The following is a 23,624-nucleotide window of genomic DNA, read 5'->3' as shown; positions in this document are numbered from 1 at the left end:
GAGAACTCACTCAGGTGACACCGTGAATGTCCGAATTCCCGATGTCTTAATTATTGACACGCCTATTGATCAAAAGTTCCTCAACGGCTATCAATCGTCTAACCGCCAGCTGATCCTGTCATCTCCACGGATTCCGGGAGCCGGGGCCGGTACTTCTCTCGCAAGGCCATGACCTGCTCACGGTAGCTCTCCGTAAGGTAGGGAATCTCCAGGGTCAGCACCTGATAGATTCCCTGCTTGAGTTCGGTCAGCGTCAGGCTCGTGGACTCTTCAAGTGCGTGGGCAGTTTTCAGAAACGCCATCCAGTTGGTGATCACCAGCCAGACATTCAGCGACATTGCGGAACGGAGCTCGTCGGGCTGGGGCTGGATAATGCCGGCATCGGCCAGCTTCTCGAAGATCCTGCTGATCGCGTCCAGGCAGCGGTTGGTGAATTCCCGGTAGTCCTGGCGCAGGCGCCGGTCGCTGTCGAGCAGGTACTCCAGATCCCGGTGAAAAAAGCGGTAACTCCAGAGCCCGTCAAACACTGACTCCAGATAAAAGGTCAGGTCTTCCAGAGAAATAGGCCGTTCTTCCGGAATATCCAGGTAAAAGTCCACCAACTTTTCATACTCGAGAAAAATCTCGTAAATGATGTCGGACTTGTTGCGGAAGTGGTAATACAGGTTGCCCGGAGAGATCGCCAGGTGGGCGGCAATGTGATTGGTAGTGATATTGCGCTCTCCCCTTCCGTTGAACAGCTCCAGGCTTGCAAGAAGAATCTTGTCTCGGGTTTTCATAGGCTCTGCAATGCGTTGTTGTGTTGGGGATGGCCCGATCCGCCATCCGGTCGCCTTGACTCACTAGAGTATATACTCTAATAATAGCGCCCAGCGCAAACTGAATGTTTTTTCGCCAATGCCATTCCCGGCCCAGCCAGCACGGCCGTTGCCAATGAACAAGACCACCCGGTTACCAGCCCGGGGTCGCGAGGAGAGAGCCAAATGGTTGCCACCGTTGTCCAGTTGACCGAAAGCAAAAAGCAGATCCAGCACACTCACCGGGTATTCGACGACCAGAAGAAAGCATTCCGCAACAATCCGATGCCATCACTCACTGAACGCCAGGAGAACCTGAAGCGGCTCAAACGTGTGCTGATGACCAACCAGGACAAGTTGCTGGACGCCATTGACCGGGATTTCAGTTGTCGTTCAAAGGACGAGTCCCTGATTGCCGAGGTCATGCCCTCTATCCAGGGTATCAATTATGCCCTGAAGAACCTCGAGGGCTGGATGAAGCCGTCCAAACGGCATGTGTCATTGCTGTTTCAGCCGGCCAGCAATCGTGTTCACTACCAGCCCAAGGGGGTGGTGGGTGTCATCGTACCCTGGAACTATCCGCTGTATCTGGCTGTTGGCCCGTTGGTGGCATCTCTCGCGGCGGGCAACCGCACCATGATCAAAATGTCGGAATATACGCCCCACACCTCTGCCCTTTTCCGGGAGATCATCGAGTCTGCGTTTCCGGAGGACCTGGTCAGCGTCATCAATGGTGAAGCCGATGTGGCGGCAGACTTCTCCGGTCGGCCCTTTGACCACCTGCTGTTCACCGGCTCCACCTCGGTGGGCAAACTGGTGATGCGTGCAGCGGCCGAGAATTTGACACCGGTGACCCTGGAGCTGGGCGGCAAATCGCCGGCCATTGTTTCCCCGGACGTGCCCATGGAGGATGCCGCCCAGCGCATTGCCTTCGGCAAGGCCCTGAATGCCGGCCAGACCTGCGTGGCACCGGACTACGTGCTGTGCCCGGCTGACCGGGTGCAGGCGTTCGTGGATGAGTACCGCAACCAGTTTGCGAAGATGTACCCGAGCCTGCGGGACAATGACGATTACACGGCCATTATCAACGAACGACAGTATGACCGTTTGCAGGGCTATCTTGACGATGCCCGCAGCAAGGGAGCTGAGCTGATCGAGATCAACCCGGCGCAGGAGGATATGAAGGATGGCACTCGCAAGATGCCAATTACACTGGCACTGAACACCACGCCGGATATGAAGATCATGCAGGACGAGATTTTCGGGCCGATTCTGCCGGTGGTCAGTTATGGCAAGCTGGACGAGGCCATTCATTACATCAATGACCGTCCGCGCCCGCTGGCGCTGTATTTCTTCGGTTACGACAAGTCGATGCAGGAGCATGTGGTCAACAGCACGCTTTCCGGTGGTGTTTGCATCAACGATGCGCTGATGCATGTCGCCCAGGATGACTTGCCATTCGGTGGCGTGGGGGACTCCGGCATGGGCCATTATCACGGCAAGGAAGGCTTTTTGACCTTTACTCACCACCGGGCCATCTTCAGCAAGCAGAAGTTCAACAGCGGCAAGTTTGTGTATGCGCCTCACGGTACTGCGGCACACAAGATGGTCTACAAGTTGTTTATCCGGTGATTTGGCGGCATGAAATAGCACTAGGCCGGCGCAACGGCTGAGTACATCACAGGCGGGAAGGCTGCTATCCTGTCCGCTTCCGGTGAAAAGGAGCTAAGAATGCCAAAAGTCATCTACCCGGGTACATTTGACCCAATCACCAATGGCCACACCGATCTGATCGAACGCGCGGGCCGTCTCTTTGACGAGGTGGTTGTCGCCATCGCCTACAACCCCAAGAAGTCGCCGCTGTTGACTCTGGAGGAGCGCTGCGAGCTGGTCGCCCAGGCCACCTCGCACCTCCCCAACGTCAGCGTCACCGGATTCAGCAATCTGCTCGCCGACTTCGTAAAGCAGCAGGGCGCCACAGTGATTCTGCGCGGGCTGCGAGCCGTGTCCGACTTCGAGTACGAATTCCAGCTTGCCGATATGAACCGTCGCCTGGCGCCGGACGTGGAAAGCATGTTCCTGACCCCTGCCAACCATCTGTCGTACATCTCCTCCACCCTGATCCGGGAAATCGCATCCCTGGGCGGGGATGTATCCGAATTCGTTGATCCGGCGGTAGAAGCGGCTCTCAAGGAAAAATTTGCCAGGCATTAGTCCGGGCAGGATTGGACAGGAAGGGCCGCTGCCCACAGGCGGACAGCGGCCGATAACAGATTCAGAACAGCGGCGGCAACGGAACCACATTGCCGTTGATATCCAGGGCGAGGTCTTCAAGCTTGCCCTCGAGCCGCAACCGGTCCCCGTCCTGCTGAACCATTCCCTGCTTGATCAGCGGCGCCACCTGCATGCCCAACGCCGGATACTGTTCCACCAGAGCCAGGGGCATGCTCACATCCAGGTTACCGGTCAGGCGCTGCATCACCATCATCATCTGGTCTTTCTCGCTGGCGGACAGCGACGGGTGCTGCAGCATGATTTCGCCATTGACCGGACCGTAAGGCGTGGCAAACGACATCTCCGGAAAGCCCAACGAAAAGCCGTCAGCGGCCAGACCAAGCATGGCCTGGTTGATGCGGTTCATGGACTCCATCTGCTGCTGCATGACCGCACCTGAGTCTCCCCTCTCGCTGCCAAGGGTGGCAGTCTGCATATCGGCCAAAGCCGATGTCAGCTCACTCCAGCTTTCAACGTCAAGGCCGTTGAACACGAACGCCACCCGGTGGGGCCCGAAACTCTTATCGTCTGCCGACACCGTCTCCAGGGTCACCACCGCTTCCGAATCAATGCTCTCGCCTTCATCCCCGGAAGTCGTCTCAGTTCTCAGGGCGAACTGGTCGAAGCGAAGTGCCGGCTCGTTCCTGGCCGCAACCTCCAGGCGCGCCAACGACATATCGCCTTCTCCCAGCCAGACTTCATCGGCCAGATGCTCCATGGTCTGCTCAAGACGGAAGTCCTCAATGCTGACGCGCAGATCCGGCGACCGCACCACCGCACCCGGCCAGAGCATGAGGATGTCAGCGTGGCTGCCATTGCCGCTGATGTCGGCCCGGGCGTAGCTTTCCGACATATCGAACGATTCACCGGTCTCTTCATCGATCACGCTGACTGCCGGTATCGAGAGCTCGATGATGGCCGTGCCCCAAAGGCGGGTTTCCAGAGTCAGTCTGGGCTTTTCATCCGGGAAGACCTTGTCGATTTCGGTGCCGACCTGACTGGGCGGGGAGAAGTCCATCAGGCTGCCGGTGACTCCGTGGCTCACCCTGGCCTGGTAGTCGAATTCGTGCTCATCGCCTGTTTCGGGATGCTGGACCGTGACGGTACCGGTGAAATCCGCCCCCAGATAGCCCCGGTTATAGTCCCGTGTTTCCAGCTGGAACAGGGGCTGGGACTGATTTACTTCCGAAGTGACGCTTTGCCACTGTTGTTCGGTGACATAACCCACGGCCCAGGGGGCCAATACGCCAACCGCCAGTACTGCGGCACCAGCAACCATCCATTGTTTTTTCAACAGCCTGTTCTCCCTTACAACGCCCGCATCGTCTGAACAATCGTTGTCAGGCGATGCGGGCTTTCATTATTTACCGGTCAGGCGTTCCAGCAGAACCAGTTGCGATGCCAGACGATCCTCACCCTCGGCGGGCTGATTCTGGATGTAACTGCCATCCGGCTGCAACACCCAGGACTGGCAATTGTCGGCCAGGTAGGTATCAAGGTCTTCACGGACCCGTGCAATCAGCGCCGGGTCCTCAATCGGGAAGGCGGTCTCCACGCGGCTCAGCAGATTACGCTCCATGCCATCGGCACTGGAGCCATAGACTTCCGTGCGGCCATCGTTACCGAAATAGTAAACTCGCGTATGTTCCAGGAACCGGCCAATGATGGAGCGAACCCGGATGTTGTCGGAAAGCCCGGGCACTTCCGGCCGCAGGCAGCAGATACCGCGGATGATCAGGTCAATCTGCACCCCGGCCTGGGACGCACGGTACAATGCCTTGATCAGCTCGCGTTCGGTCAGGGCATTGAACTTGAAAATGATGCGCCCCTTGGGGCCCAGTTCCGCTTCCCGCTCCACCAGTCCCAGCAGGCGGGTGTGAAGGGTGAAGGGTGAATGGAACAGTTTCTTGATTTTCAACGCCTTGCCCATGCCGGTCAGCTGCTGGAACAGCTTGTTGACGTCGTCACCGATGGATTCGTCACAGGTCATATAGCTGTAATCGGTGTAGAGACGGGCGTTGCCGGCATGGTAGTTACCGGTGCCCAGGTGGACATACCGGCGCAGCTTTCCTTCCTCCCGGCGTACAATCAGGATCATCTTGGCGTGGGTCTTGTAGCCCACAACGCCATAAACCACGATAACGCCCGCCTCCTGCAGGCGGCTGGCCAACTCGAGATTCTCCGCTTCGCTGAAGCGGGCCCGCAGTTCGATGATGGCGGTAACTTCCTTGCCACGGCGGGCCGCATCCATCAGTGCCTCAACGATTTCCGAGTCAGCACCGGTGCGATACAGGGTCTGGCGAATGGCCAATACCTGGGGGTCCTTGGCCGCTTGCCGTAACAGGTCAACGACCGGACTGAAATTTTCGTAAGGATGCAGCAACAGCAGCGGACGCTTGCGGATCGCGTCGAACATGGATTCCTTGATGCGGATCTGGCGCGGAATCGAAGGTGAGAACCCGGAATAGGTCAGGTCCTGACGATCCACCAGCCCGCCAACCGCCATCAGACGGGTGAGGTTAACCGGTCCGTGAACCTTGTACAGGTCCCGGTCAGTCAGACCAAACTCCCGCAGCAGAAAATGGACCAGCTCTTCCGGACAATTGTCCGCCACTTCCAGCCGCACACCATCACCAAAGCGGCGACTCAGCAGCTCGCCACGGAGGGCCGACGCCAGGTCTTCAAGATCGTCTTCCAGCTCAAGGTCGGCGTTGCGGGTCAGGCGGAACTGGTAGCAACCCTTCACTTCCATGCCCGGGAACAGCTCGTCGGTATGAGCGTGGATCATTGACGACAGGAATACCAGATTATCACCGCCATTGCAGACATCGTCGGGCAAGCGCACAAGACGCGGCAATGAGCGCGGAGCTGGCACAATGGCCATGCCGGTTTCACGACCAAAGGCATCCTTGCCGTCAAGCTCGACAATAAAGTTCAGGCTCTTGTTGACCAGCCTGGGAAAGGGATGCGAAGGGTCCAGACCGATGGGACTGACCACCGGCAGGATTTCCTCGTCAAAGTAGCGGCGTACCCACTCGGCCTGGGCTTCTGTCCACTCGCGGCGGCGAACAAAATGGATGTTTTCCTGCTCCATCTCGGGAATCAGCACATTATTGATAATGTCGTACTGTTCCCGGATGTACTCATGGGCCACACGGCTGATTTCGCCCAGGACCTGTTCCGGCATCATGCCATCGGAACCCAGGGTTTCCCGCCCGTACTTGATCTGCTGGCGCAGGCCGGCAACACGGATTTCAAAAAACTCGTCCATGTTGCTGCTGAAAATGCAGCAGAACATCAGCCGGTTAAGCAGCGGGTGCGTGGTATCCAGCGCCTGCTTGAGCACCCGGTAGTTGAACTGGAGCTGGCTCAGTTCGCGGTTGAAGTAGTTTTCCTGGGCCGCCACATCAATGTCGTTGCCCGGCGCAGGCACTTCCACAGGGGCCGGCACGTTCTGGGCATCGACGTCCTTCAGATTGTTTGCTGATTCAGTACTCATTGCTAACGGCTTCCATTATCAGGGTGCTGGCACAGCGCCCCGCATGTGACTGGGGCTTGTCAAGGGCGGTTGCTGCGCATCAGCCGCGCCGCCCTGACGGCAAAATAGGTAAGAATGGCGTCGGCACCGGCACGGCGCATGGCCATCAGGCTTTCCATCATCACCGCATCGCCGTCGAGCCAGCCGTTTTCCGCCGCCGCCATGTGCATGGCGTATTCACCGCTCACCTGGTAGACAAAGGTTGGCACCTTCAGTTCGTGCTTCACCCGGTAAACGATGTCGAGATAGGGCATGCCCGGCTTGATCATCACCATGTCTGCGCCTTCGGCAAGATCCATGGCAACCTCCTGCAGTGCCTCATTGCTGTTGGCCGGATCCATCTGGTAGGTGGCCTTGTTACCCTTGCCCAGATTGCCCGCCGAGCCGACTGCGTCCCGAAAAGGCCCGTAATAGCTGGATGCGTACTTCGCAGAGTAGGCCAGAATCCGTGTGTTCACATGGCCCGCAGACTCCAGGGCATGCCGGATGGAGGCAACCCGGCCATCCATCATGTCAGACGGAGCGACAATATCGGCACCGGCCTCGGCGTGGGACAATGCCTGATTGACAAGCGCCTCTACAGTGACGTCGTTCAGCACGTAGCCGTCGTTGTCGATGATGCCGTCCTGCCCGTGTGTGGTAAAGGGATCCAGTGCCACATCGGTAATAACACCCAGCTCGGGCCGGGCTTTTTTCAGGGCTCTCACAGCACGCTGGGCCAGGCCATCGGAATCCCATGCGCCCGAGCCGGACAGGTTCTTGTGCTTTGCCGGTACAACCGGAAACAGCGCCACCGCCGGAATACCCAGATCAACCAGTTCCGCAGCCTGTTCCACCAGCAGATCGATGCTCAACCGCTCGACGCCCGGCATCGACGGCACCGTTTCCCGCTGGCCCTCACCTTCCAGCACGAACACCGGGAAAATCAGGTTATCAGCGCTGAGCTGATGCTCCCGCACCAGCCGGCGGGAAAAACTGTCAACCCGGTTACGGCGCAGACGAGTGGCGGGGAAAAGACGGTTTGCCGAAGAGCTCACAAAATACCTCCTGTGAAAAATGGAGCACGATTGCGGACCATCATACACTCCCGCAAGCGGCGGTGGCAGGGCCCACAAGTGATCCGCCGGCTCAGGCTACCATGCCCGGATGAATGGAATGTTACCGGATGGAATCAAGGGCTTCCGCCCGCAGCTTTTCTGCACCCTTGAAATAGTCATCCCGCAGCGAGTCAATGGCGGCCTCGTGCTCGGGGCCGGCAAGTCCAAGATCCTCGAGCTCTGCCAGTTCCTTACTGTAGGCCTGCCACCTGTTATCCCAGGCTCGCTGGTCGGCCTCCACTTGCTCCAGCTGTCGGGCGGCCTTTTCGCCGAAGCGATCTTGCCGCCAGGCCTGAAGCGCCTCCGGATCCTCGGCAAATTCTGCACGGGCCTGCTGGTATTCGGTAAACTTGCGGGTTTCCCGGCGAGCCTGGCGCACCGGTTCCGGCAACGCCTGTTCAGCTCTGGACACTGCCTGCCGCCGTTCCTCGTCGGACAGCGACGGGTCGGTGCTGACGCGCAGTTGCTCGATCTGGAATCGGTCCAGGGCTTCGTCAGTGGCGAAAAAGGCGTCCGCCGTTCGCGCGTCCATCCAGGTACGCCGCAACGCCCGGATTTCGGCCATTTGTCGCTGCAGTCGGTCGGCGTCCAGGGCTGTAGACTCGCCGTAGGAGGCTTCCAGGTCGCCCAGCGCCAGCTTGTAATCCAGATAATTCCCCAATGTCGCCAGGGCCTGCGAGCGAGCAGGTTCCTCAAGTCGCCCGAGCGCCTTTTCTATTCGCGCGATCAGTTGCGGCAGTGTCTCCTCTCCCAGGGCGGCAAGGTAGTATTCGAATAGTTGCCGCAGTTGTGGTGTGGGAACAAGAGCGCCATTACTATCGGTTATCGTCCAGCCCCCGGGCAGACTGGTTCCCACCAGGGATTCCGGCAACTCTTCCGGCACCACCACACCAGCTTCTCCCACCAACCGTGACGGAGGTTCGGCCAGCTCGCGCCGGGGCACAGCTCCGACCGCAGGTTCAGCCACGGCTCCGTCCTCCGCCGACATCGGCGGATTCCCGCCCAGGAACACAGCGGTACCGGCAAAGACCGCCGCCAGAGCGAGCAGTGCCACTGTTGCAAAACGAAGGATTGCTCTCATGAATCAGGCCTGTTTAATGGTCAAATGTGGCATGAATAACGGTTATAGAAGGATTAACAAGCTATCCTGCTGATAACAGCATAGAGCAATGCGGAGGACGGCCGCAGCCTTGGGGCTGCGGCCTGACGAATTCAGAGAGCGCGATTGTTGAAGCCGACATCCACCTTGCGGGAGGAATCCGAACGGAATGCCGTATCGACTTCCTGAATTTTGCCACCCTGGCTCAGAAACGATTCCATATCCTGCTGGAGCTGGGCACGAATGCGCGCACGGCCGGCAATAGAATGTGTATCGTCGCTGTCAAAGGTCCAGCTTCCTGAATGCTCAAGATTGCTTTCGTCGAATTCACTCATGATTTTCTCCATCAACGAAAACAGTACCAAGAGCGCACCAAACCTATTCCGGCGGGCCGCTCCATCTCAGCGGGTGAGCCTTAATACCCCGCCTTGGCGTCTTTATAATCTGCTTTCGGTTGCAGCGCTATTTCCCGACAATGCCTTTTTTGTAAATTTTTGTAACTATTTTTACGACGCTGTTTTAAATGAATATTATCAATAATACGGCTGAGCCGACTGGTTGACATAAAGAATGAATAATGATTCACTACTTATAGGGAGCCGGCATGGCATACCGGGAAACTGAAAAAATGCGCAACCGCAAGGCGGAGGCCCGCAAACGCATCATCGAGTGCGCCCATGAATGCGTCGCCGGGGGTGGCTTCAGGAGTGCCCAGATCACCCGTGTCGCCGCTTGCGCCGGTGTCGCCACGGGAACCATCTATCGGCACTTCGAGTCCAAGGAAGACCTGTTTGCAGAAATCTTCCGGCTTGCCACACAGCAGGAAGTGGACCGGGTTGCCGCAGCGCTGGCTATAGAAGGTGATGCGATCACACGCCTGGAAACGGCCCTGCGACAGTTCGCAGACCGTGCGCTGAGAGGCCCTGTGATGGCGTGGTCACTGATCGCCGAGCCGGTAGATCCGAAAGTAGAGGAAGAACGCCTGAAGTTTCGCAGGGCCTACGCGGAACTGTTTGAGCAGGCAATAAGAGAGGGCATCGAGGAAGCCAGCCTTCCCCACCAGGACGCCAGGCAAAGCAGTACCTGCCTGGTCGGAGCCATAGCCGAGAGCCTGGTAGGGCCACTTTCGCCGGCCCAGACAGGCAATGCAGACCAGCCAGATAACAATGACCATGATCCGCTGGTCGACTCCATCATTTGCTTTTGCATGCAGGGGTTGACTGGCACCAGGAGGTAAACATGAACGCCCCCCAGCCACTGTCGCAGGACAAAACACAACACCCTGGCGACGACCCCTATCTGGCCGTAACCCACGAGGTCTTCAACCAGCCCACGGCACTGGAGAACTACAACCTGTTTGCGCAGGACAGGGCTCTGCAGGAAGCGATTGACCGGGAGGGCGCAGGGGCAGCCACCGGCGACCTCAAGCAATTCGGCGCCCTGGCCGGCGCTGCGGAAACCATTGAACTCGGATTCCGGGCCAACGAGAACAAGCCGGTATTCAATACCCATGACCGCTTTGGACACCGTATTGACCAGGTGGACTTCCATCCCGCCTACCATCAGCTGATGTCCATCGCCATGGAAAATGGCCTGCACAGCAGCCCCTGGACCAATCCCGGAACCGGCGCCCACGTGGCACGGGCTGCCAAATACTACATGCATTCCCAGGTGGAAGCGGCCCACTGCTGCCCCATCACCATGACGTTCGCGGCGATACCGTCCATTCGCAAACAGCCGGAACTGGCGGCCATCTGGGAAAACAAGATCCTCGCCAACAGCTATGATCCGCGCAATCTGCCGGATGGCGAAAAACAGTCTGTCACCATCGGCATGGCGATGACCGAAAAGCAGGGCGGCAGCGACGTCAGGGCCAACACCACCCGCGCCTACCCCATTGGCGCCGAAGGTCCGGGCCAGGCCTATGAGCTGGTCGGACACAAATGGTTTGTGTCGGCTCCCATGTGCGACGCTTTCCTGGTTCTGGCCCAGACCAAAAGCGGCCTGTCCTGCTTCCTGATGCCACGCTGGCGACCGGACGGCAGCAAGAATCCCTGGCAGGTACAGCGCCTGAAAAACAAGATGGGCAACATTGCCAATGCGTCCAGCGAAGCGGAGCTGCGCGGCGCCCTGGCGTGGATGGTCGGCGAAGAAGGCCGCGGCGTGCCCACCATCATTGAAATGGTAGCCATGACCCGCTTCGACTGCATGATCGGCAGCTCCGCCGGCATGCGCCAGGCCCTGGCCCAGGCCAGCCATCACTGCCACCACCGCAGCGCCTTTGGCAATCGCCTCAGCGACCAGCCATTAATGCAGAACGTGCTGGCCGACCTGGCACTGGAAAGCGAAGCGGCCCTGGCCTACACCATGCGCATCGCCCGTTCACTGGACAGCCAGCACCTGGAACACGAGCGCCTGCTGGCCCGACTGGCTACCCCGGTGGGCAAATACTGGATCTGCAAACGGGTACCGAACCACGCCTACGAATCCATGGAGTGCATCGGCGGCAGTGGCGTAATGGAAGACTGCATCATGCCCCGCCTGCTGCGTGAATCACCGGTTAACGCCATCTGGGAAGGCAGCGGCAACGTCCAGTGCCTGGATACCCTGCGCGCCCTGCACAAAGAGCCGGATACCCTGGATGCCTTTTTCAGCGAAGCCGCCGAGGCCCGCGGCAGCGATGCCCGCTTCGACCGCTTCCTGGCCCAGCTACAGAACGACTTCGCCGATATCAGCGACTTCGAATACCGTGCCCGCAACCTGGTGGACCGGCTGGCCCTGCTGATGCAGGCATCGCTGCTGCTCAGAAACTCCGACCCGGCCGTAGCCGACGCCTTCTGCGCCTCAAGGCTGGAACACAAGGGCGGCCTGAACTACGGCAACCTGCCCTCAGGCACAGACCCGGCAGCCATTATCAAACGGGCAACGCCTGTAGTAGAGTAAGTAAAAGGCCCAGAGCTTCCGGTGGCGCTTGCCCAAGCCCGGCTGGGCGGTCAGGAGCAGCGTCCCGAAAGCGTCGAAAACCAGGGACGGTTTTCGTCGAGCGTACAGGGACGTATTCACAGCGTCTTTCGGGACGCTGCTCCTGATTGCCCACACTCCTTACCATGGCGCCACGATCTATGTCCGAAGCCCTCAGAAAACTCCTGAACCAAGGCAACCCCCAACAACCGGTTATCACACCTCACGTAGGCGTGCTGACCCTGCACTTCCAGCTCTACGCCTGCGAAGACCTCAAAGCCAAACGCAAAGCCTTCACCGCCATGAAAGCGGTCTGGGGCAAAGAACCCGACCTGGCCGTCGCTGAGACCGCCGATCACGACGCCCTTGACTGCGCTACCTGGACCATCGCTGCCCTTGGTGAGTCCTCCCAGCAGATATCCCAACGCCTTGACCAGGTGGAAAAAGCCATACAGGAACGCATAGACGCTGCCATACTGGATGTACACCGGGAGATACTTTGATCCTCCCGCCAGGCAGGAGCCATGCTGTAGCGTATGGTTTCACGACACCGTATACTACGCTCCCTCAGGGAGAACAGAGCGCCAGGGCGTAGCCCCGATGGCAAGTCAACGACGCCGGGGGCCCCGTGCTTCCGACCGTATCCGCAGTGCATCCGGAACAGGCCCTGCGGATGACCACTGATAGTGTGTGGCACCTATGACCGGAAAGAAAAAATCCGCCCAGGCCTCGGTAGAGGCCATGTACCGTGTATTCACCGTGCCCGAGGCACCTGAATCCACCCTGAGCCGGATTGACCAGAACATATCCCGTAACCTTGCCGGGTTCCTGCAGGAACACATCGTTGCGGTCGAGCGGGATCTTTCCGACGTCGAGAAAGACTTCTCGGACTACGCCATACCTGAAAAACCGATTTTTGTCTCCGAACAGACCCAGTTCCTGCTCGACAAACTGGTGGCCAACTCCGTACATACGGCGTCTCCCAGCTTTATCGGCCATATGACCTCGGCACTACCCTATTTCATGCTGCCGCTGTCCAAAATCATGATTGCCCTCAACCAGAATCTGGTGAAAACCGAAACCTCCAAGGCCTTCACTCCCATGGAGCGTCAGGTGCTGGGCATGATCCACCGGCTGGTCTACGAACAGGACGGCGCCTTTTACCGCAAATGGATGCACGATCCCCGCCACGCCCTCGGCGCCATGTGTTCAGGCGGCACCGTAGCCAACCTGACGGCACTGTGGGTAGCCCGGAACAACGCCTTTCCCGCCGAAGGCAGCTTCCGCGGCATCCATGAGGAGGGGCTGTTCCGTGCCCTGCGCTATTACGGCTGTGAAGGCGCTGCCATCCTGGTCTCCCGCCGCGGCCACTACTCCCTGCGCAAGGCCGCCGACGTACTGGGCCTGGGCCGGGATTTCCTGGTAGCCGTCGACACTGATGACGATAACCGCATCAACACCGACGCCCTGCGGGAGAAATGCCTGGAACTGCACCGCCAGAAAATCCGGGTTATGGCCATTTGCGGCATCGCCGGAACCACTGAAACCGGTAACGTCGACCCCCTGGACGCCATGGCAGACATCGCCCGGGAATTTGGTGCCCATTTCCACGTAGACGCCGCATGGGGCGGACCAACGCTTTTTTCCCGCACCCATCGACACCTGATGAGGGGCATCGAAAAAGCAGACTCGGTCACCTTCGACGCCCATAAACAGCTCTACGTGCCCATGGGTGCGGGCCTGGTGGTGTTCCGTGACCCTGGCCTGGCCAGTGCCGTTGAGCACCACGCCCAGTACATTATCCGTAAAGGCTCGCGAGATCTGGGCAGCACTACCCTGGAAGGTTCCAGGCCCGGCATGTCGATGCTGATCCAGTCGGGCCTTAAGATCCTGGCCCGGGAGGGGTATGAAATCCTTATCGATCAGGGTATCGACAAGGCCAAAACCTTCGCAGAGATGATTGATGCAGAGGCGGATTTCGAACTGATCACCCGGCCCGAGCTCAATATTCTGACGTATCGCTATTGCCCGGAAAAGGTGCAGAAAGCGCTCTCGGTGGCGAACCCCTTGCAGGCCGAGCGCCTGAACACGTCCCTGAACCGTATCACCAAGTTCCTGCAGAAAACCCAGCGCGAACGGGGCAAGGCGTTTGTCTCCCGGACCCGCCTGGAGCCATCACGTTACTTCCATTTCCCCTGCATCGTATTCCGCGTAGTGCTGGCGAATCCGTTGACCACACGAGAAATTCTGGCAGACATTCTGAAGGAGCAGCGGGAGCTGTCAGCGGATGAAGGCATCCAGGACGAACTCGGCATCCTCGACCAGATGGCCGACGCTGTGCTGAAACTGCATCAGCCCGGGATTCGCCGGGCCTGAGGCACCGCAGGGGCTACGGCGCATAGTCAGGCTCCAGACCTAGTAAAGCGCCTCTTCATCATCCAGCACTTCGTCCAGAATCTCGAGAAACATGTGATCGGCGCTGCTCCAGTTCTCCGGAATGCGGATCGTTGTGTTGGCGCTTATCTCCCGCGCAATAAGCTCATTGGCATTGGGCTGATTGCGGTATTTGCGGGCAATTTCCACCGACTTCACGGCAATTGTCGGGTCGCTCAGAACCTTCTTGATAAACACCCTGAGCTCGTCAATGACCTTTGCCTGACGGCTTTGTTCTGCTGAACTCATGATCAATCCCCGGAGTGGTTGCAATATTGAGGGGGCGAGCGCCCCCGTATCAGAAATAGTATGGATCAAACCGGCCGCTGGCAACCAGCGGACGCGATCCCTTACATCAGAAAACCGCGCAACGTGTAGAACAGGATCGCCGCCATGCAGGCCGACACCGGCACGGTGATTATCCAGGCAGCAGCGATACGAGTCAGATGGGAGCGCTTGACCATCTCCTCGCGATAGATCTTCTTGAGGCGCTTCCGCTCTTTCTTCGACAGGGGCACCTGCTTCTTCTGCTTGGCCTGGGTGAGCAGGTTTTCCATTTCCTCGACCGAGGCGTTGCGGAAATCCTCCAGAAACGGGCGCAGACGCTCGCGCTCCTCTTCCTCATGGCTCTCCATGATGTTGTGGAGCTGGGTCGCGTAGTTTGACTTCAGGTACTCCCTGAGGAAACCAACCCCGAACACACCGCCCACGGCAATGTGTGTTGAGCTGACCGGCAGCCCCAGCTGTGAGGCGATGATGACCGTGAGGGCGGCGGAAAGAGCAATACAGAAGGCGCGGGTTTTATCCAGTTCGGTAATTTCGCTGCCCACGGTCTTGATCAGCCGTGGACCGAAGAGCATCAGGCCCACCACCAGCCCGATTGCGCCCACCAGCATAACCCACAGTGGAATGGCAGCGGAGGTTACCACCGCTTCGGCAGAGAGTGCATCGTTGATCGCCGCCAGGGGGCCGATGGCGTTGGCAACGTCGTTGGCGCCGTGGGCAAAACTGAGCAGCGCAGCTGCAAAAATCATTGGCCAGACAAAGAGTTCATTCACGCCCGCGGAGCTGTTTTCCATGGTGGCGGCACGGCGCCCGACCAGGATTCTCATGGCGAGAAAAACGACGATCGCCAGTGCCAGACCCACCAGAGAGGCACCAAGGAAGTCGACACTGATGATCTTCTTCATCCCTTTGACCATCAGGTAGGTACCAAACGCCCATGCCATAATGGCCACAAGCCAGGGCACGAAAGTTCTGGCGGCAGAAACCACATTCTGCCGGTACAGCACCGTCTTCTTGATGACAAACAGGAACAGGGCAGCCAGCACGCCTCCCATGACCGGCGAAATAACCCAGCTGGCGACAATCTTGCTCATCACGCCCCAGTCAGCGATACCCCATCCGCCAGCGGCAATACCCGCCCCAAGAACACCCCCCACAATGGAGTGGGTGGTGGAAACCGGCGCGCCCATCCAGGTGGCGAGGTTCAGCCACAGAGCGCCGGCCAGCAGGGCCGCGGTCATCAGCCAGACAAAGGTGCTTACGTCGTCCAGCCGGTCTGCTGCGATAATGCCACCCTTGATAGTGGAGACCACATCACCGCCGGCAATAATGGCGCCAGCCGCTTCGAAGACAGCGGCAATAACAACGGCACCGCCCAACGACAGCGCCCCGGAACCCACGGCGGGGCCGACGTTGTTGGCCACGTCGTTGGCCCCGATATTGATGGCCATATAACCGCCAATAACCGCTGCCGCCATCAGCAGCATGCTGTTTGGCATGCCGCTGCTGATCTGCCCTACTGCAAGGAAGATAAAGAACAGGAACAGAAAACTGATTCCGACGCGGTAGCGCTCGGTAGAGGGACTGGTCAGGATGGTATCAAGGAATCCGATTTTGCTGGCCATAACACATCAGGTCTCGCAACAGAGGACAGGTGGAGCCGAATTTCAGCATTCGTAGGGGCGCAACTATAATTTTTTTGTCACGAAAATGAAACAAAACCGTCATGATCGCGGACCCCTCGTCCCAGGGTGGGCACAGCTCTCTCCCAGGCGGACATCTTCCAACGCCAGCGCTTGAGGCAAAAGCATCCACTCGCTATGATCGTCCGGCAATTCAATGAACGGGACGACCCATGGCATCAATCCGGATTCTGGTTGGCAGCGTTTACGGTGGCGCATTGCTGACGGCGCGGGCACTGAAAAAACACCTGGAGCAGGAGGGGCATCGGATCATCGTCCATGAGAACCCTGAGCTGGAGGACATATCCGGCAACAACGACCCGGTATTGATCTGCACGTCCACCACCGGACAGGGCGAAGTCCCCCCCAACCTGCTGCCTTTCTACCTCAGGCTCCGCGAGGAACTGCCCCAGCAACCGGGACGCCCTTTCGGTGTCATCGTGCTGGGCGACAGCTCCTACGGTGATACCTTTTGCGGTGCCGGCGAGCTGATGGAAGAAGCTTTTCACGAAACCTCGGCGCGGAAGGTCGGTGACACTCTGCGCATTGACGCCCTGGAAACCACGGACCCCGAAAGCGAAGCGGAGCCCTGGGCGCGGCAGTGGGCCAAAGGTCTTTAATCCGCGCCAGCCGGGGCTGACCGGCTAACTCCGGTGGCGAATCAACGCTTCCTGTGTTGTTGATGCCACCAGCTTGCCCTGCTGATTGAAAAAGTTACCGCGATTGAAACCGCGTCCGCCGGAGGCGCTGGGGCTGTCCTTGTCGTACAGCAACCACTCGTCCATGCGGAACTCGCGATGAAACCAGATGGAATGGTCCAGGCTGGCCACCTGCAGTTTTTTATCCATGAAGGTCACGCCATGGGGGTTCAGGGACGTCCCCAGAAACGCGAAATCAGAGGCGTACGTCAGCAGGCACCGGTGAAGCACCGGGTCATCCGGAAGATGGCCCTGGGTGCGGAACCAGCTCTGTTTGTAGGGCGGACGGGGCTCCGGCTTCAGCGGATTGACCGGGTCCACGGGACGGATTTCAATGGGGCGGTCACGGGTCAGGGTGTCACGAAGGTGCTCCGGCACATGGGGCGCCAGTTGCTCACCGTATTCCTGCTCGGACTTCAGACCTTCAGGGTCCGGCGCAGAGGGCATATCCAGCTGATGCTCGAAACCGTCCTCAGCTACCTGGAAGGACATGGAACCGGTCAGGATTTCCTTGCCATTCTGGCGCGCAATCACCCGCCGAACGGAAAAACTGCCACCGTCACGAACCCGCTGGACCTCGTAGTCGATGGGCATGCTGTGATTGCCCGGCCGCAGGAAGTAAGCGTGCAGGGAATGGGGCAGACGTCCCTCAACGGTGCGACTGGCCGCCATCAGCGCCTGCCCCAGAACCTGCCCCCCAAACACACTGGGAAAGCCGAGGTCTTCGCTGTCACCCTGGAAGTGATCATCACCAATAGGGGAAAGATCCAGCAGATCCACCAGTTTTCTGGTTACTTCCAGCATGCCCGCTCCTGTCAATTTAGTTAGCTCACGAATTACTTTCTACCGCAAGCCGGGGGTTTTCGCAATCCCGATACCACCGATCAATTATGGATTGGTGGCACTTCTTTTGACAGGGCCTGCTTCTCAACCGCGTAACGGCCGGTCACGGCAAAACCCAGGATCTCGCCAGATTCGCTCCTGAACAGGGCCCGCACATCCTCGCCGTCAGCATCCACATCCCAGGTGCCGGGGGCATCCGGCGGAGGCGGACACACAGCGGTCGGACAACAGGGTGTCTTGATCATCACCGGCATGGTGCCATAGGTCACCTCGGTGCGCTCCCCAGCCAGGGTTTTCGCCAGTGCGCGGGCGCAGGTCATCAACGGCATCACATAGAGCAGAACGTGACCATCCACTTCCGCACAGTCACCCAGGGCATAGATATCCGGTGCCGAGGTCTCCAGCGCCCGATTCACCACAATGCCCCGGTTGGTGGCCAGACCAGCCGCCTCAGCCAGCTCTTTGCGGGGCCGCAATCCTACGGCGGAAATCACCAGGTCGGCATCCAGGTGTTCGCCATTGGCCAGGGTCAGATCCACGCCATGTCCCTGGGCGGCGATATGATCGACCACCGTTTCCAAATGAAACCGGACACCGAGATTCTCAAGTCTGCTCTGTACCGCCTTCGCAGCAGCCGGGGGTAACAACCCGGGCATCAGGGTGTCGGAAGGGGCAATCACATCGACCTGGTAATCGCCATTACGCAGGTCATTGGCAAATTCGCAACCAATCAGGCCAGCCCCCATGATCGCCACCCGCTTTTTACCCTGCAGTGCCTTGCGGAAGGCCCGGTAGTCCATCAGGTCGTTAATGGAGAACACGTGTTCCTGACCGTCTCCGGGAATGGCAAGGCGAATCACGTCCGCACCCCAGGCCAATACCAGCTTGCTGTAGCCCAGACGCTCGTCACCCAGCACCAGTTCATGGGCGTCTGCATCAATACCGGTGACCGTGGTGTAGGCGCGAAGCTCGAGGTTCAACTGCTCGACCATGGCATCGGCGGAGGCCTGGGCCAACTCGTCGGCTTCCTTGCCCTTGGTAAAGCCGGTCGAGAGCATGGGCTTGGAATAACTGGAGCCATCATCCGCTGTAACCATGACAATTGCCGTGTCCCTGTCCTGCTTACGGATCTCTCTTGCCAGGGTGTAACCCGACAGTCCGGTTCCCACGATCACGATAGGTGCTGCTGTACTCATAACCCGCTCCCCGACACGGTTTTGCCTGATGGCGTTATCAATCCATCTCGATCATTTCAAAATCTTCCTTGCCCACGCCGCAGTCGGGGCATTCCCAGTCCTCGGGCACGTCTTCCCAGGCGGTCCCGGGCTCAATACCGTCATCCGGCCAGCCTTCGGCTTCATCGTAAATAAATCCGCATACAACGCACTGCCACTTCTTCATGCCACTCCTCCAGAATTTTTCAGGGCGAAATCATAATTGTCGGACAATCATGCCTGCAAATCTTTCATACACCACACTGATGCCTTTTTAACGGCAAACCATCATACCCACCACCGCCGTATTGACCAATGGCGGCGCCGACGATCATTTGACAGGTTTTTTTGCCAATAGCCACAACTACCGACCGGCCTGACCGGCAACGCCCCTCCCTTCGACGACCCACCTCCGGTATAATGCCCCGTTTTACGACAGGACCCGACCGATATGACCGACACCGTCGCCGAACTTAACCAGGTAATGGCCGAAGCCGACTGCCTGGCGAGCGAACAGCAGGTACAGGCTGCCGTTCAGTCCCTTGCGGACGCGATCACCGGGCGCCTGGAAGACACCAACCCCCTGCTGTTCTGCGTGATGAACGGCGGCCTGATTCTCACCGGCCAGCTGTTACCGCGGCTGAAGTTCCCGGTGCAGGCGGAGTATCTCCATGCCACCCGCTATCGCCAGGAAACCACTGGCGGCATACTGGAATGGAAACTGCGGCCGGAAGCGGACATGAATGGCCGCACAGTGCTGATTGTCGACGATATACTCGATGAAGGTACGACGCTCTGTGCCATTGCGGATTACTGTCTCGCTCATGGCGCCAGGGAGGTACTGACGGCAGTGCTGGTGGACAAACAGCACGACCGCAAGGCAAGGCCGGACCTGAAGGCTGACTTCACCGGGCTGGAAGTGGAAGACCGCTTCCTGTTCGGCTACGGCATGGACTACAAAGGTTATTGGCGCAACGCCCCGGGAATTTATGCCGTCAAGGGACTGTAACCCGGCCTGCATCCCCCGGACGGACTGGTATCGCTCGTTCGCAGCCGCCGCGCTGAGAAGCCCCGCGGTACATGGCAAACTTGGTAAATGGCTGAAACTGGAGGGCTCACTGACCCGCGCACTCCAGCTTCAGTGCCGCGAAAGCTTCCATGTGGACATCCTCCAGGAAGGTTTTGCCCGTCCTTCGCTGGAAGAAGCGCGCACCCTCGGTATTCCGATCCGCCAGAATGCCTGGATACGGGAAGTCTGCCTGACCGGCGATAACACTCCCTGGGTGCTCGCCCGCACCGTCATTCCACTCTCCACCCTGGCGGGACGGGGCCGGCGCCTGCGCAACCTGGGCCGCCGGCCTCTGGGGGCCTATCTGTTCAGCAATCCCGAGTGGCAACGCGGCCCCTTCGAGACAGGGCTATGCCACCGCAGCTCCAGCCACCAGCCACTGGCAGCACGACGGTCCCGTTTTTTCAGTGGTCACCACGGGCTGCTGGTGGGTGAATATTTCCTGCCGACACTGTTCAGCTGACGCTCCCGCCCCTAACCCGGAACCTTTTGCCCCTGCCCTTTTACCCCAGCCCCGACGCTGGCTATAATCCCGGCCTCACATTCCGAACATAGCCCGAACGGACCTCGCTCATGCTGCCCAACGCCGTGCCCGTCCATATCCAGGCCCGCCTTGCGGACTACGCCCGCCTGTTGCGCCTCGACCGTCCCATTGGCAGCCTGCTGTTGCTGTGGCCGACTTACTGGGCACTTTGGCTGGCGGCTGACGGCTTTCCCGGCATCGGCAACTTTATCGTGTTCACCCTCGGTGTTTTCCTGATGCGCGCTGCCGGCTGTGCCATCAATGATTTTGCCGACCGCAAGGTAGACCGCCACGTAAGGCGCACCCAGGACCGCCCGCTCACATCGGGGCGTATTGAGGCCTGGGAAGCCGTCGCGCTGTTTGCGGGAATTTGCCTGATCGCCTTCCTGATGGTGGTGCTGTTCACCAACACACTGACGCTGTATCTCTCCTTCGGCGGCGTACTGCTGGCCTTCATTTATCCCTTCATGAAACGCTACACCCATTTACCGCAGCTTTTCCTGGGTGCAGCCTTTTCATGGGCCATCCCCATGGCCTGGGCCGCCGAGGCCGGTGAGGTTACCCGCGTCGCCTGGCTGCTGTTTACCGCCAACCTGCTGTGGACCGTCGCCTACGATACCCTTTACGCCATGGTCGACCGCGACGACGACATCAAAATCGGCATCAAGTCCACTGCCATACTTTTCGGCGACGCAGACCGGGCGGTCATCGCCGTGCTCCAGACACTGGTGGTGCTGGTCCTCATCATGGTCGGCCAGCAGGCCGAGCTGGGCGCTTTCTACTACCTGGGGGTCGTGGCCATGGCCTGCCTGTTTGTCTTTCAGCAACACCTGGCGCGCTATCGGGAACGGGATGGCTGCTTCAAGGCCTTTCTCAACAATAACTGGGCCGGCTTTGCAGTTTTCACCGGTTTGCTGGTGGACCTCATTATCCGTTAACCCTTCAAATCCAGACACAGGCGGATCCTGTCATATACTTGTAACACTACCCGGGTGTAATAAGGCAGCAACAATACAAGGTCTGACACAGGTTAATGCTCATGACTGGAAAAACTGTCCTGATCGTCGATGACGAGGCGCCCATTCGCGAGATGATTGCGGTTGCCCTTGAAATGGCCGACTATGACTATCTTGAGGCAGCGGATGCCCGCGAAGCACATGCCCTGATTGTCGATAAACAACCCGATCTCATACTGCTGGACTGGATGCTTCCGGGCACCAGCGGCGTGGAACTGGCACGGCGCCTCAAGAAAGACGAGACCACCGCTGAAATTCCCATCATCATGCTTACGGCCAAGGTCGAGGAAGACAACAAGATCCAGGGCCTGGAAGTGGGTGCAGACGATTACATCACCAAGCCTTTCTCGCCGAGGGAACTGGTAGCCCGGCTCAAGGCGGTTCTGCGCCGCGCGACTCCGCCCGGTGTGGAGACCCCCATCGAGGTGGATGGCCTGACACTGGACCCGATTGGCCACCGGGTAACGACGGCAACCGCCGAGCTCAACATCGGCCCGACTGAGTATCGGCTCCTGCAGTTCTTCATGACACACCAGGAACGGGTTTATACTCGCTCCCAACTGCTGGATCAGGTATGGGGCGGGAACGTTTACGTTGAAGAGCGAACGGTCGATGTTCACATACGCCGCCTGCGCAAGGCTCTTGGCGACCAGTACGATCACCTGATCCAGACAGTGCGTGGCACCGGCTACCGGTTTTCTACCAGGGCAGCATAACCACAACCGGCGCTCTCAACCCCGCAAGGGCCCGGAACTGACTCAGGGGCAGCAGTAATGCAACACAACTGGTCGAGATACGTGCGATGGATCATCGCATTCCTGATCGCCTGCACGGCGGTCGGACTGTTCTTTGGTGAGCCCGTTTACGGACTGACGGTGGGACTTCTGGCCTACCTCTGGTGGACGCTCGCCCAGGCCAAGCGTCTCTACCAATGGCTGGGAAATCCCGGCGGCGGCGAGGATGCCCCTCAGAGCATCGGGCTCTGGGGTGATATGTTTGACGGCCTCCACAAGCTTCACCAGAACCACCTGCGCACCCGGGACAAGCTTCGCGCCCAGATCAACCGGGTCCAGGAATCCACCAATGCCATGCGCGATGGCGTCATCATGACCGACTCCCGCGGGGCCATGGAGTGGTGGAACGGTTCCGCGGAACACCTGCTCGGCTTTCGGCGCAGCTCGGATCAGGGCCAGTTCATCCACAACCTGATCCGCAACCCGGCTTTCAAGGCCTATTTTGATTCCAGGGACTACCGCGAACCGCTGGAGCTGAACTCGCCGGCGCGCCCCCATATCCATTTGCAGATCCAGATCAGCCTGTTCGGCGATGACGATCGCCTGATTGTAGCCAAGGACGTGACCCGCCTCTTCCAGCTCGAACAGATGCGGCGTGATTTTGTTGGCAACGTTTCCCATGAAATGAGAACACCGCTGACGGTCATCAGCGGTTACCTGGAAACCCTGGTGGACAACGCCGATGACCTGCCCCCCAAATGGCGGCGCGCGATCAACACCATGGCCCAGCAATCTTCCCGCATGGAAGCACTGATTACCGATCTGATCCTGCTGTCAAAGATTGAGACCGGCGAACAGACCATCAGCGATGCGGTAACGGACGTCAAGCCGATGATCAACCAGATATGTCACGATGCCAAAGCCCTCAGTGGCGACCAGGGACACGAGTTCAGCATCAACATCGCTGAACGCCACCTGCTCACCGGCGACCAGAGTCAGCTGCGGAGCGCCTTTTCCAACCTGATTTTCAATGCGGTGAAATACACCCCGGCCGGTGGAAAGATTACCGTTACCTGGACCACCGATCGCGAGGGTGCGCATCTGTCAGTGAGGGATACCGGTATTGGTATTGATCCGGTCCATATCCCGCGGCTCACCGAACGCTTCTACCGCGCCGACCCGAGTCGACACAAGGAAACCGGGGGCACCGGGCTGGGACTGGCGATCGTCAAACACGTACTGCTTAACCATGACGGCCGGCTGGAAATCCGCAGCCGCATCGGTGATGGCAGCGAGTTTATATGTCACTTTCCCCGGGAACGGCTGGCGGAGAAACTGCCAGAAACTGCCTCCTGACAGGG

Annotated in this window: 23 protein-coding genes; 12 read left to right on the top strand and 11 right to left on the bottom strand. The window is 59.0% G+C overall.

Annotated features, from left to right (window positions below; translation table 11 throughout):
- Positions 1–98: 98 nt before the first annotated feature.
- Positions 99–779, bottom strand: coding sequence for a TetR/AcrR family transcriptional regulator (locus DIT71_RS00880; protein WP_114611318.1), 681 nt, complete (start codon positions 777–779; stop codon positions 99–101).
- Between the two features lie 204 nt (positions 780–983).
- On the opposite strand from DIT71_RS00880, the gene DIT71_RS00875 reads away from it, so the two are divergent.
- Both DIT71_RS00875 and coaD read left to right on the top strand, forming a co-directional pair.
- The gene (locus DIT71_RS00875) at positions 984–2,429 is read left to right on the top strand and encodes a coniferyl aldehyde dehydrogenase (protein ID WP_114611317.1); all 1,446 of its coding nucleotides are present in this window, start codon (positions 984–986) and stop codon (positions 2,427–2,429) included.
- Positions 2,430–2,528: 99 nt separating this feature from the next.
- The gene (coaD, locus tag DIT71_RS00870; protein ID WP_114611316.1) at positions 2,529–3,011 is read left to right on the top strand and encodes a pantetheine-phosphate adenylyltransferase; all 483 of its coding nucleotides are present in this window, start codon (positions 2,529–2,531) and stop codon (positions 3,009–3,011) included.
- Positions 3,012–3,072: 61 nt separating this feature from the next.
- Here coaD and DIT71_RS00865 read toward each other — a convergent pair whose 3' ends face one another.
- The 5 genes from DIT71_RS00865 to DIT71_RS00845 form a co-directional block, all read right to left on the bottom strand.
- Positions 3,073–4,365 carry a DUF945 family protein gene (locus DIT71_RS00865; protein WP_227537892.1) on the bottom strand — a complete coding sequence of 431 codons (1,293 nt, stop codon included), beginning with the start codon at positions 4,363–4,365 and terminating at the stop codon, positions 3,073–3,075.
- Positions 4,366–4,431: 66 nt separating this feature from the next.
- A complete protein-coding gene (gene ppk1, locus DIT71_RS00860; RefSeq protein WP_114611314.1) occupies positions 4,432–6,570 on the bottom strand; it encodes a polyphosphate kinase 1 in 2,139 nt (712 codons plus the stop codon).
- A gap of 59 nt (positions 6,571–6,629) precedes the next feature.
- Complete coding sequence (gene hemB / locus DIT71_RS00855; RefSeq protein ID WP_114611313.1) at positions 6,630–7,646, bottom strand: porphobilinogen synthase; 1,017 nt, start codon at positions 7,644–7,646, stop codon at positions 6,630–6,632.
- A 121-nt stretch (positions 7,647–7,767) separates the two neighbouring features.
- Positions 7,768–8,787, bottom strand: coding sequence for a lipase secretion chaperone (locus tag DIT71_RS00850; protein WP_114611312.1), 1,020 nt, complete (start codon positions 8,785–8,787; stop codon positions 7,768–7,770).
- Between the two features lie 131 nt (positions 8,788–8,918).
- Positions 8,919–9,140, bottom strand: coding sequence for a hypothetical protein (locus tag DIT71_RS00845; protein ID WP_114611766.1), 222 nt, complete (start codon positions 9,138–9,140; stop codon positions 8,919–8,921).
- 269 nt (positions 9,141–9,409) lie between these two features.
- Between DIT71_RS00845 and DIT71_RS00840 the strand changes: the two genes are divergently transcribed.
- From DIT71_RS00840 to panP, 4 genes are all read left to right on the top strand, one after another.
- Positions 9,410–10,042: a TetR/AcrR family transcriptional regulator gene (locus DIT71_RS00840; RefSeq protein ID WP_114611311.1), complete on the top strand. Its 633-nt coding sequence runs from the start codon at positions 9,410–9,412 to the stop codon at positions 10,040–10,042.
- A 2-nt stretch (positions 10,043–10,044) separates the two neighbouring features.
- Entirely contained in the window at positions 10,045–11,748 is a 1,704-nt protein-coding gene (locus DIT71_RS00835) for an isovaleryl-CoA dehydrogenase (RefSeq protein ID WP_114611310.1), read from the top strand.
- A 179-nt stretch (positions 11,749–11,927) separates the two neighbouring features.
- On the top strand, positions 11,928–12,269 hold the full coding sequence (locus tag DIT71_RS00830; RefSeq protein WP_114611309.1) for a DUF503 domain-containing protein: 342 nt from the start codon (positions 11,928–11,930) through the stop codon (positions 12,267–12,269).
- Between the two features lie 196 nt (positions 12,270–12,465).
- A complete protein-coding gene (panP, locus tag DIT71_RS00825; RefSeq protein ID WP_114611308.1) occupies positions 12,466–14,142 on the top strand; it encodes a pyridoxal-dependent aspartate 1-decarboxylase PanP in 1,677 nt (558 codons plus the stop codon).
- A 39-nt stretch (positions 14,143–14,181) separates the two neighbouring features.
- Here panP and DIT71_RS00820 read toward each other — a convergent pair whose 3' ends face one another.
- Both DIT71_RS00820 and DIT71_RS00815 read right to left on the bottom strand, forming a co-directional pair.
- Positions 14,182–14,448 (bottom strand): hypothetical protein, encoded by a 267-nt coding sequence (locus DIT71_RS00820; RefSeq protein ID WP_114611307.1) that lies wholly within the window; start codon positions 14,446–14,448, stop codon positions 14,182–14,184.
- A gap of 101 nt (positions 14,449–14,549) precedes the next feature.
- A complete protein-coding gene (locus tag DIT71_RS00815; protein WP_114611306.1) occupies positions 14,550–16,109 on the bottom strand; it encodes an inorganic phosphate transporter in 1,560 nt (519 codons plus the stop codon).
- 230 nt (positions 16,110–16,339) lie between these two features.
- On the opposite strand from DIT71_RS00815, the gene DIT71_RS00810 reads away from it, so the two are divergent.
- Positions 16,340–16,786: a flavodoxin gene (locus tag DIT71_RS00810; protein WP_114611305.1), complete on the top strand. Its 447-nt coding sequence runs from the start codon at positions 16,340–16,342 to the stop codon at positions 16,784–16,786.
- Positions 16,787–16,810: 24 nt separating this feature from the next.
- Here the strand turns inward: DIT71_RS00810 and tesB are convergent, their stop codons facing one another.
- The 3 genes from tesB to DIT71_RS00795 all read right to left on the bottom strand — a co-directional run bounded on the left by tesB (position 16,811) and on the right by DIT71_RS00795 (position 19,108).
- Positions 16,811–17,668, bottom strand: coding sequence for an acyl-CoA thioesterase II (tesB, locus tag DIT71_RS00805; RefSeq protein ID WP_114611304.1), 858 nt, complete (start codon positions 17,666–17,668; stop codon positions 16,811–16,813).
- 80 nt (positions 17,669–17,748) lie between these two features.
- A complete protein-coding gene (locus DIT71_RS00800) occupies positions 17,749–18,903 on the bottom strand; it encodes an NAD(P)/FAD-dependent oxidoreductase (RefSeq protein ID WP_114611303.1) in 1,155 nt (384 codons plus the stop codon).
- 37 nt (positions 18,904–18,940) lie between these two features.
- Positions 18,941–19,108: a rubredoxin gene (locus DIT71_RS00795; protein WP_114611302.1), complete on the bottom strand. Its 168-nt coding sequence runs from the start codon at positions 19,106–19,108 to the stop codon at positions 18,941–18,943.
- Positions 19,109–19,372: 264 nt separating this feature from the next.
- Here DIT71_RS00795 and DIT71_RS00790 point away from each other — a divergent pair, with 264 nt between their 5' ends.
- The 5 genes from DIT71_RS00790 (at position 19,373) to phoR (ending at position 23,619) form a co-directional block, all read left to right on the top strand.
- A complete protein-coding gene (locus DIT71_RS00790; RefSeq protein WP_114611301.1) occupies positions 19,373–19,930 on the top strand; it encodes a hypoxanthine-guanine phosphoribosyltransferase in 558 nt (185 codons plus the stop codon).
- Positions 19,911–20,453: a chorismate--pyruvate lyase family protein gene (locus tag DIT71_RS00785; protein ID WP_114611300.1), complete on the top strand. Its 543-nt coding sequence runs from the start codon at positions 19,911–19,913 to the stop codon at positions 20,451–20,453. Before DIT71_RS00790 ends, DIT71_RS00785 begins: the two co-directional genes overlap by 20 nt.
- A gap of 110 nt (positions 20,454–20,563) precedes the next feature.
- Complete coding sequence (ubiA, locus tag DIT71_RS00780; RefSeq protein WP_114611299.1) at positions 20,564–21,451, top strand: 4-hydroxybenzoate octaprenyltransferase; 888 nt, start codon at positions 20,564–20,566, stop codon at positions 21,449–21,451.
- A 101-nt stretch (positions 21,452–21,552) separates the two neighbouring features.
- On the top strand, positions 21,553–22,245 hold the full coding sequence (phoB, locus tag DIT71_RS00775) for a phosphate regulon transcriptional regulator PhoB (RefSeq protein ID WP_114611298.1): 693 nt from the start codon (positions 21,553–21,555) through the stop codon (positions 22,243–22,245).
- A gap of 57 nt (positions 22,246–22,302) precedes the next feature.
- Positions 22,303–23,619 (top strand): phosphate regulon sensor histidine kinase PhoR, encoded by a 1,317-nt coding sequence (gene phoR, locus DIT71_RS00770; RefSeq protein WP_114611297.1) that lies wholly within the window; start codon positions 22,303–22,305, stop codon positions 23,617–23,619.
- Positions 23,620–23,624 lie beyond the last annotated feature (5 nt).

This window comes from Marinobacter vulgaris, assembly GCF_003344045.1.
Taxonomy (GTDB): domain Bacteria; phylum Pseudomonadota; class Gammaproteobacteria; order Pseudomonadales; family Oleiphilaceae; genus Marinobacter; species Marinobacter vulgaris.
Note: the sequence above shows the minus strand (reverse complement) of the source record. Positions and strands in the feature narration are given on the sequence as shown.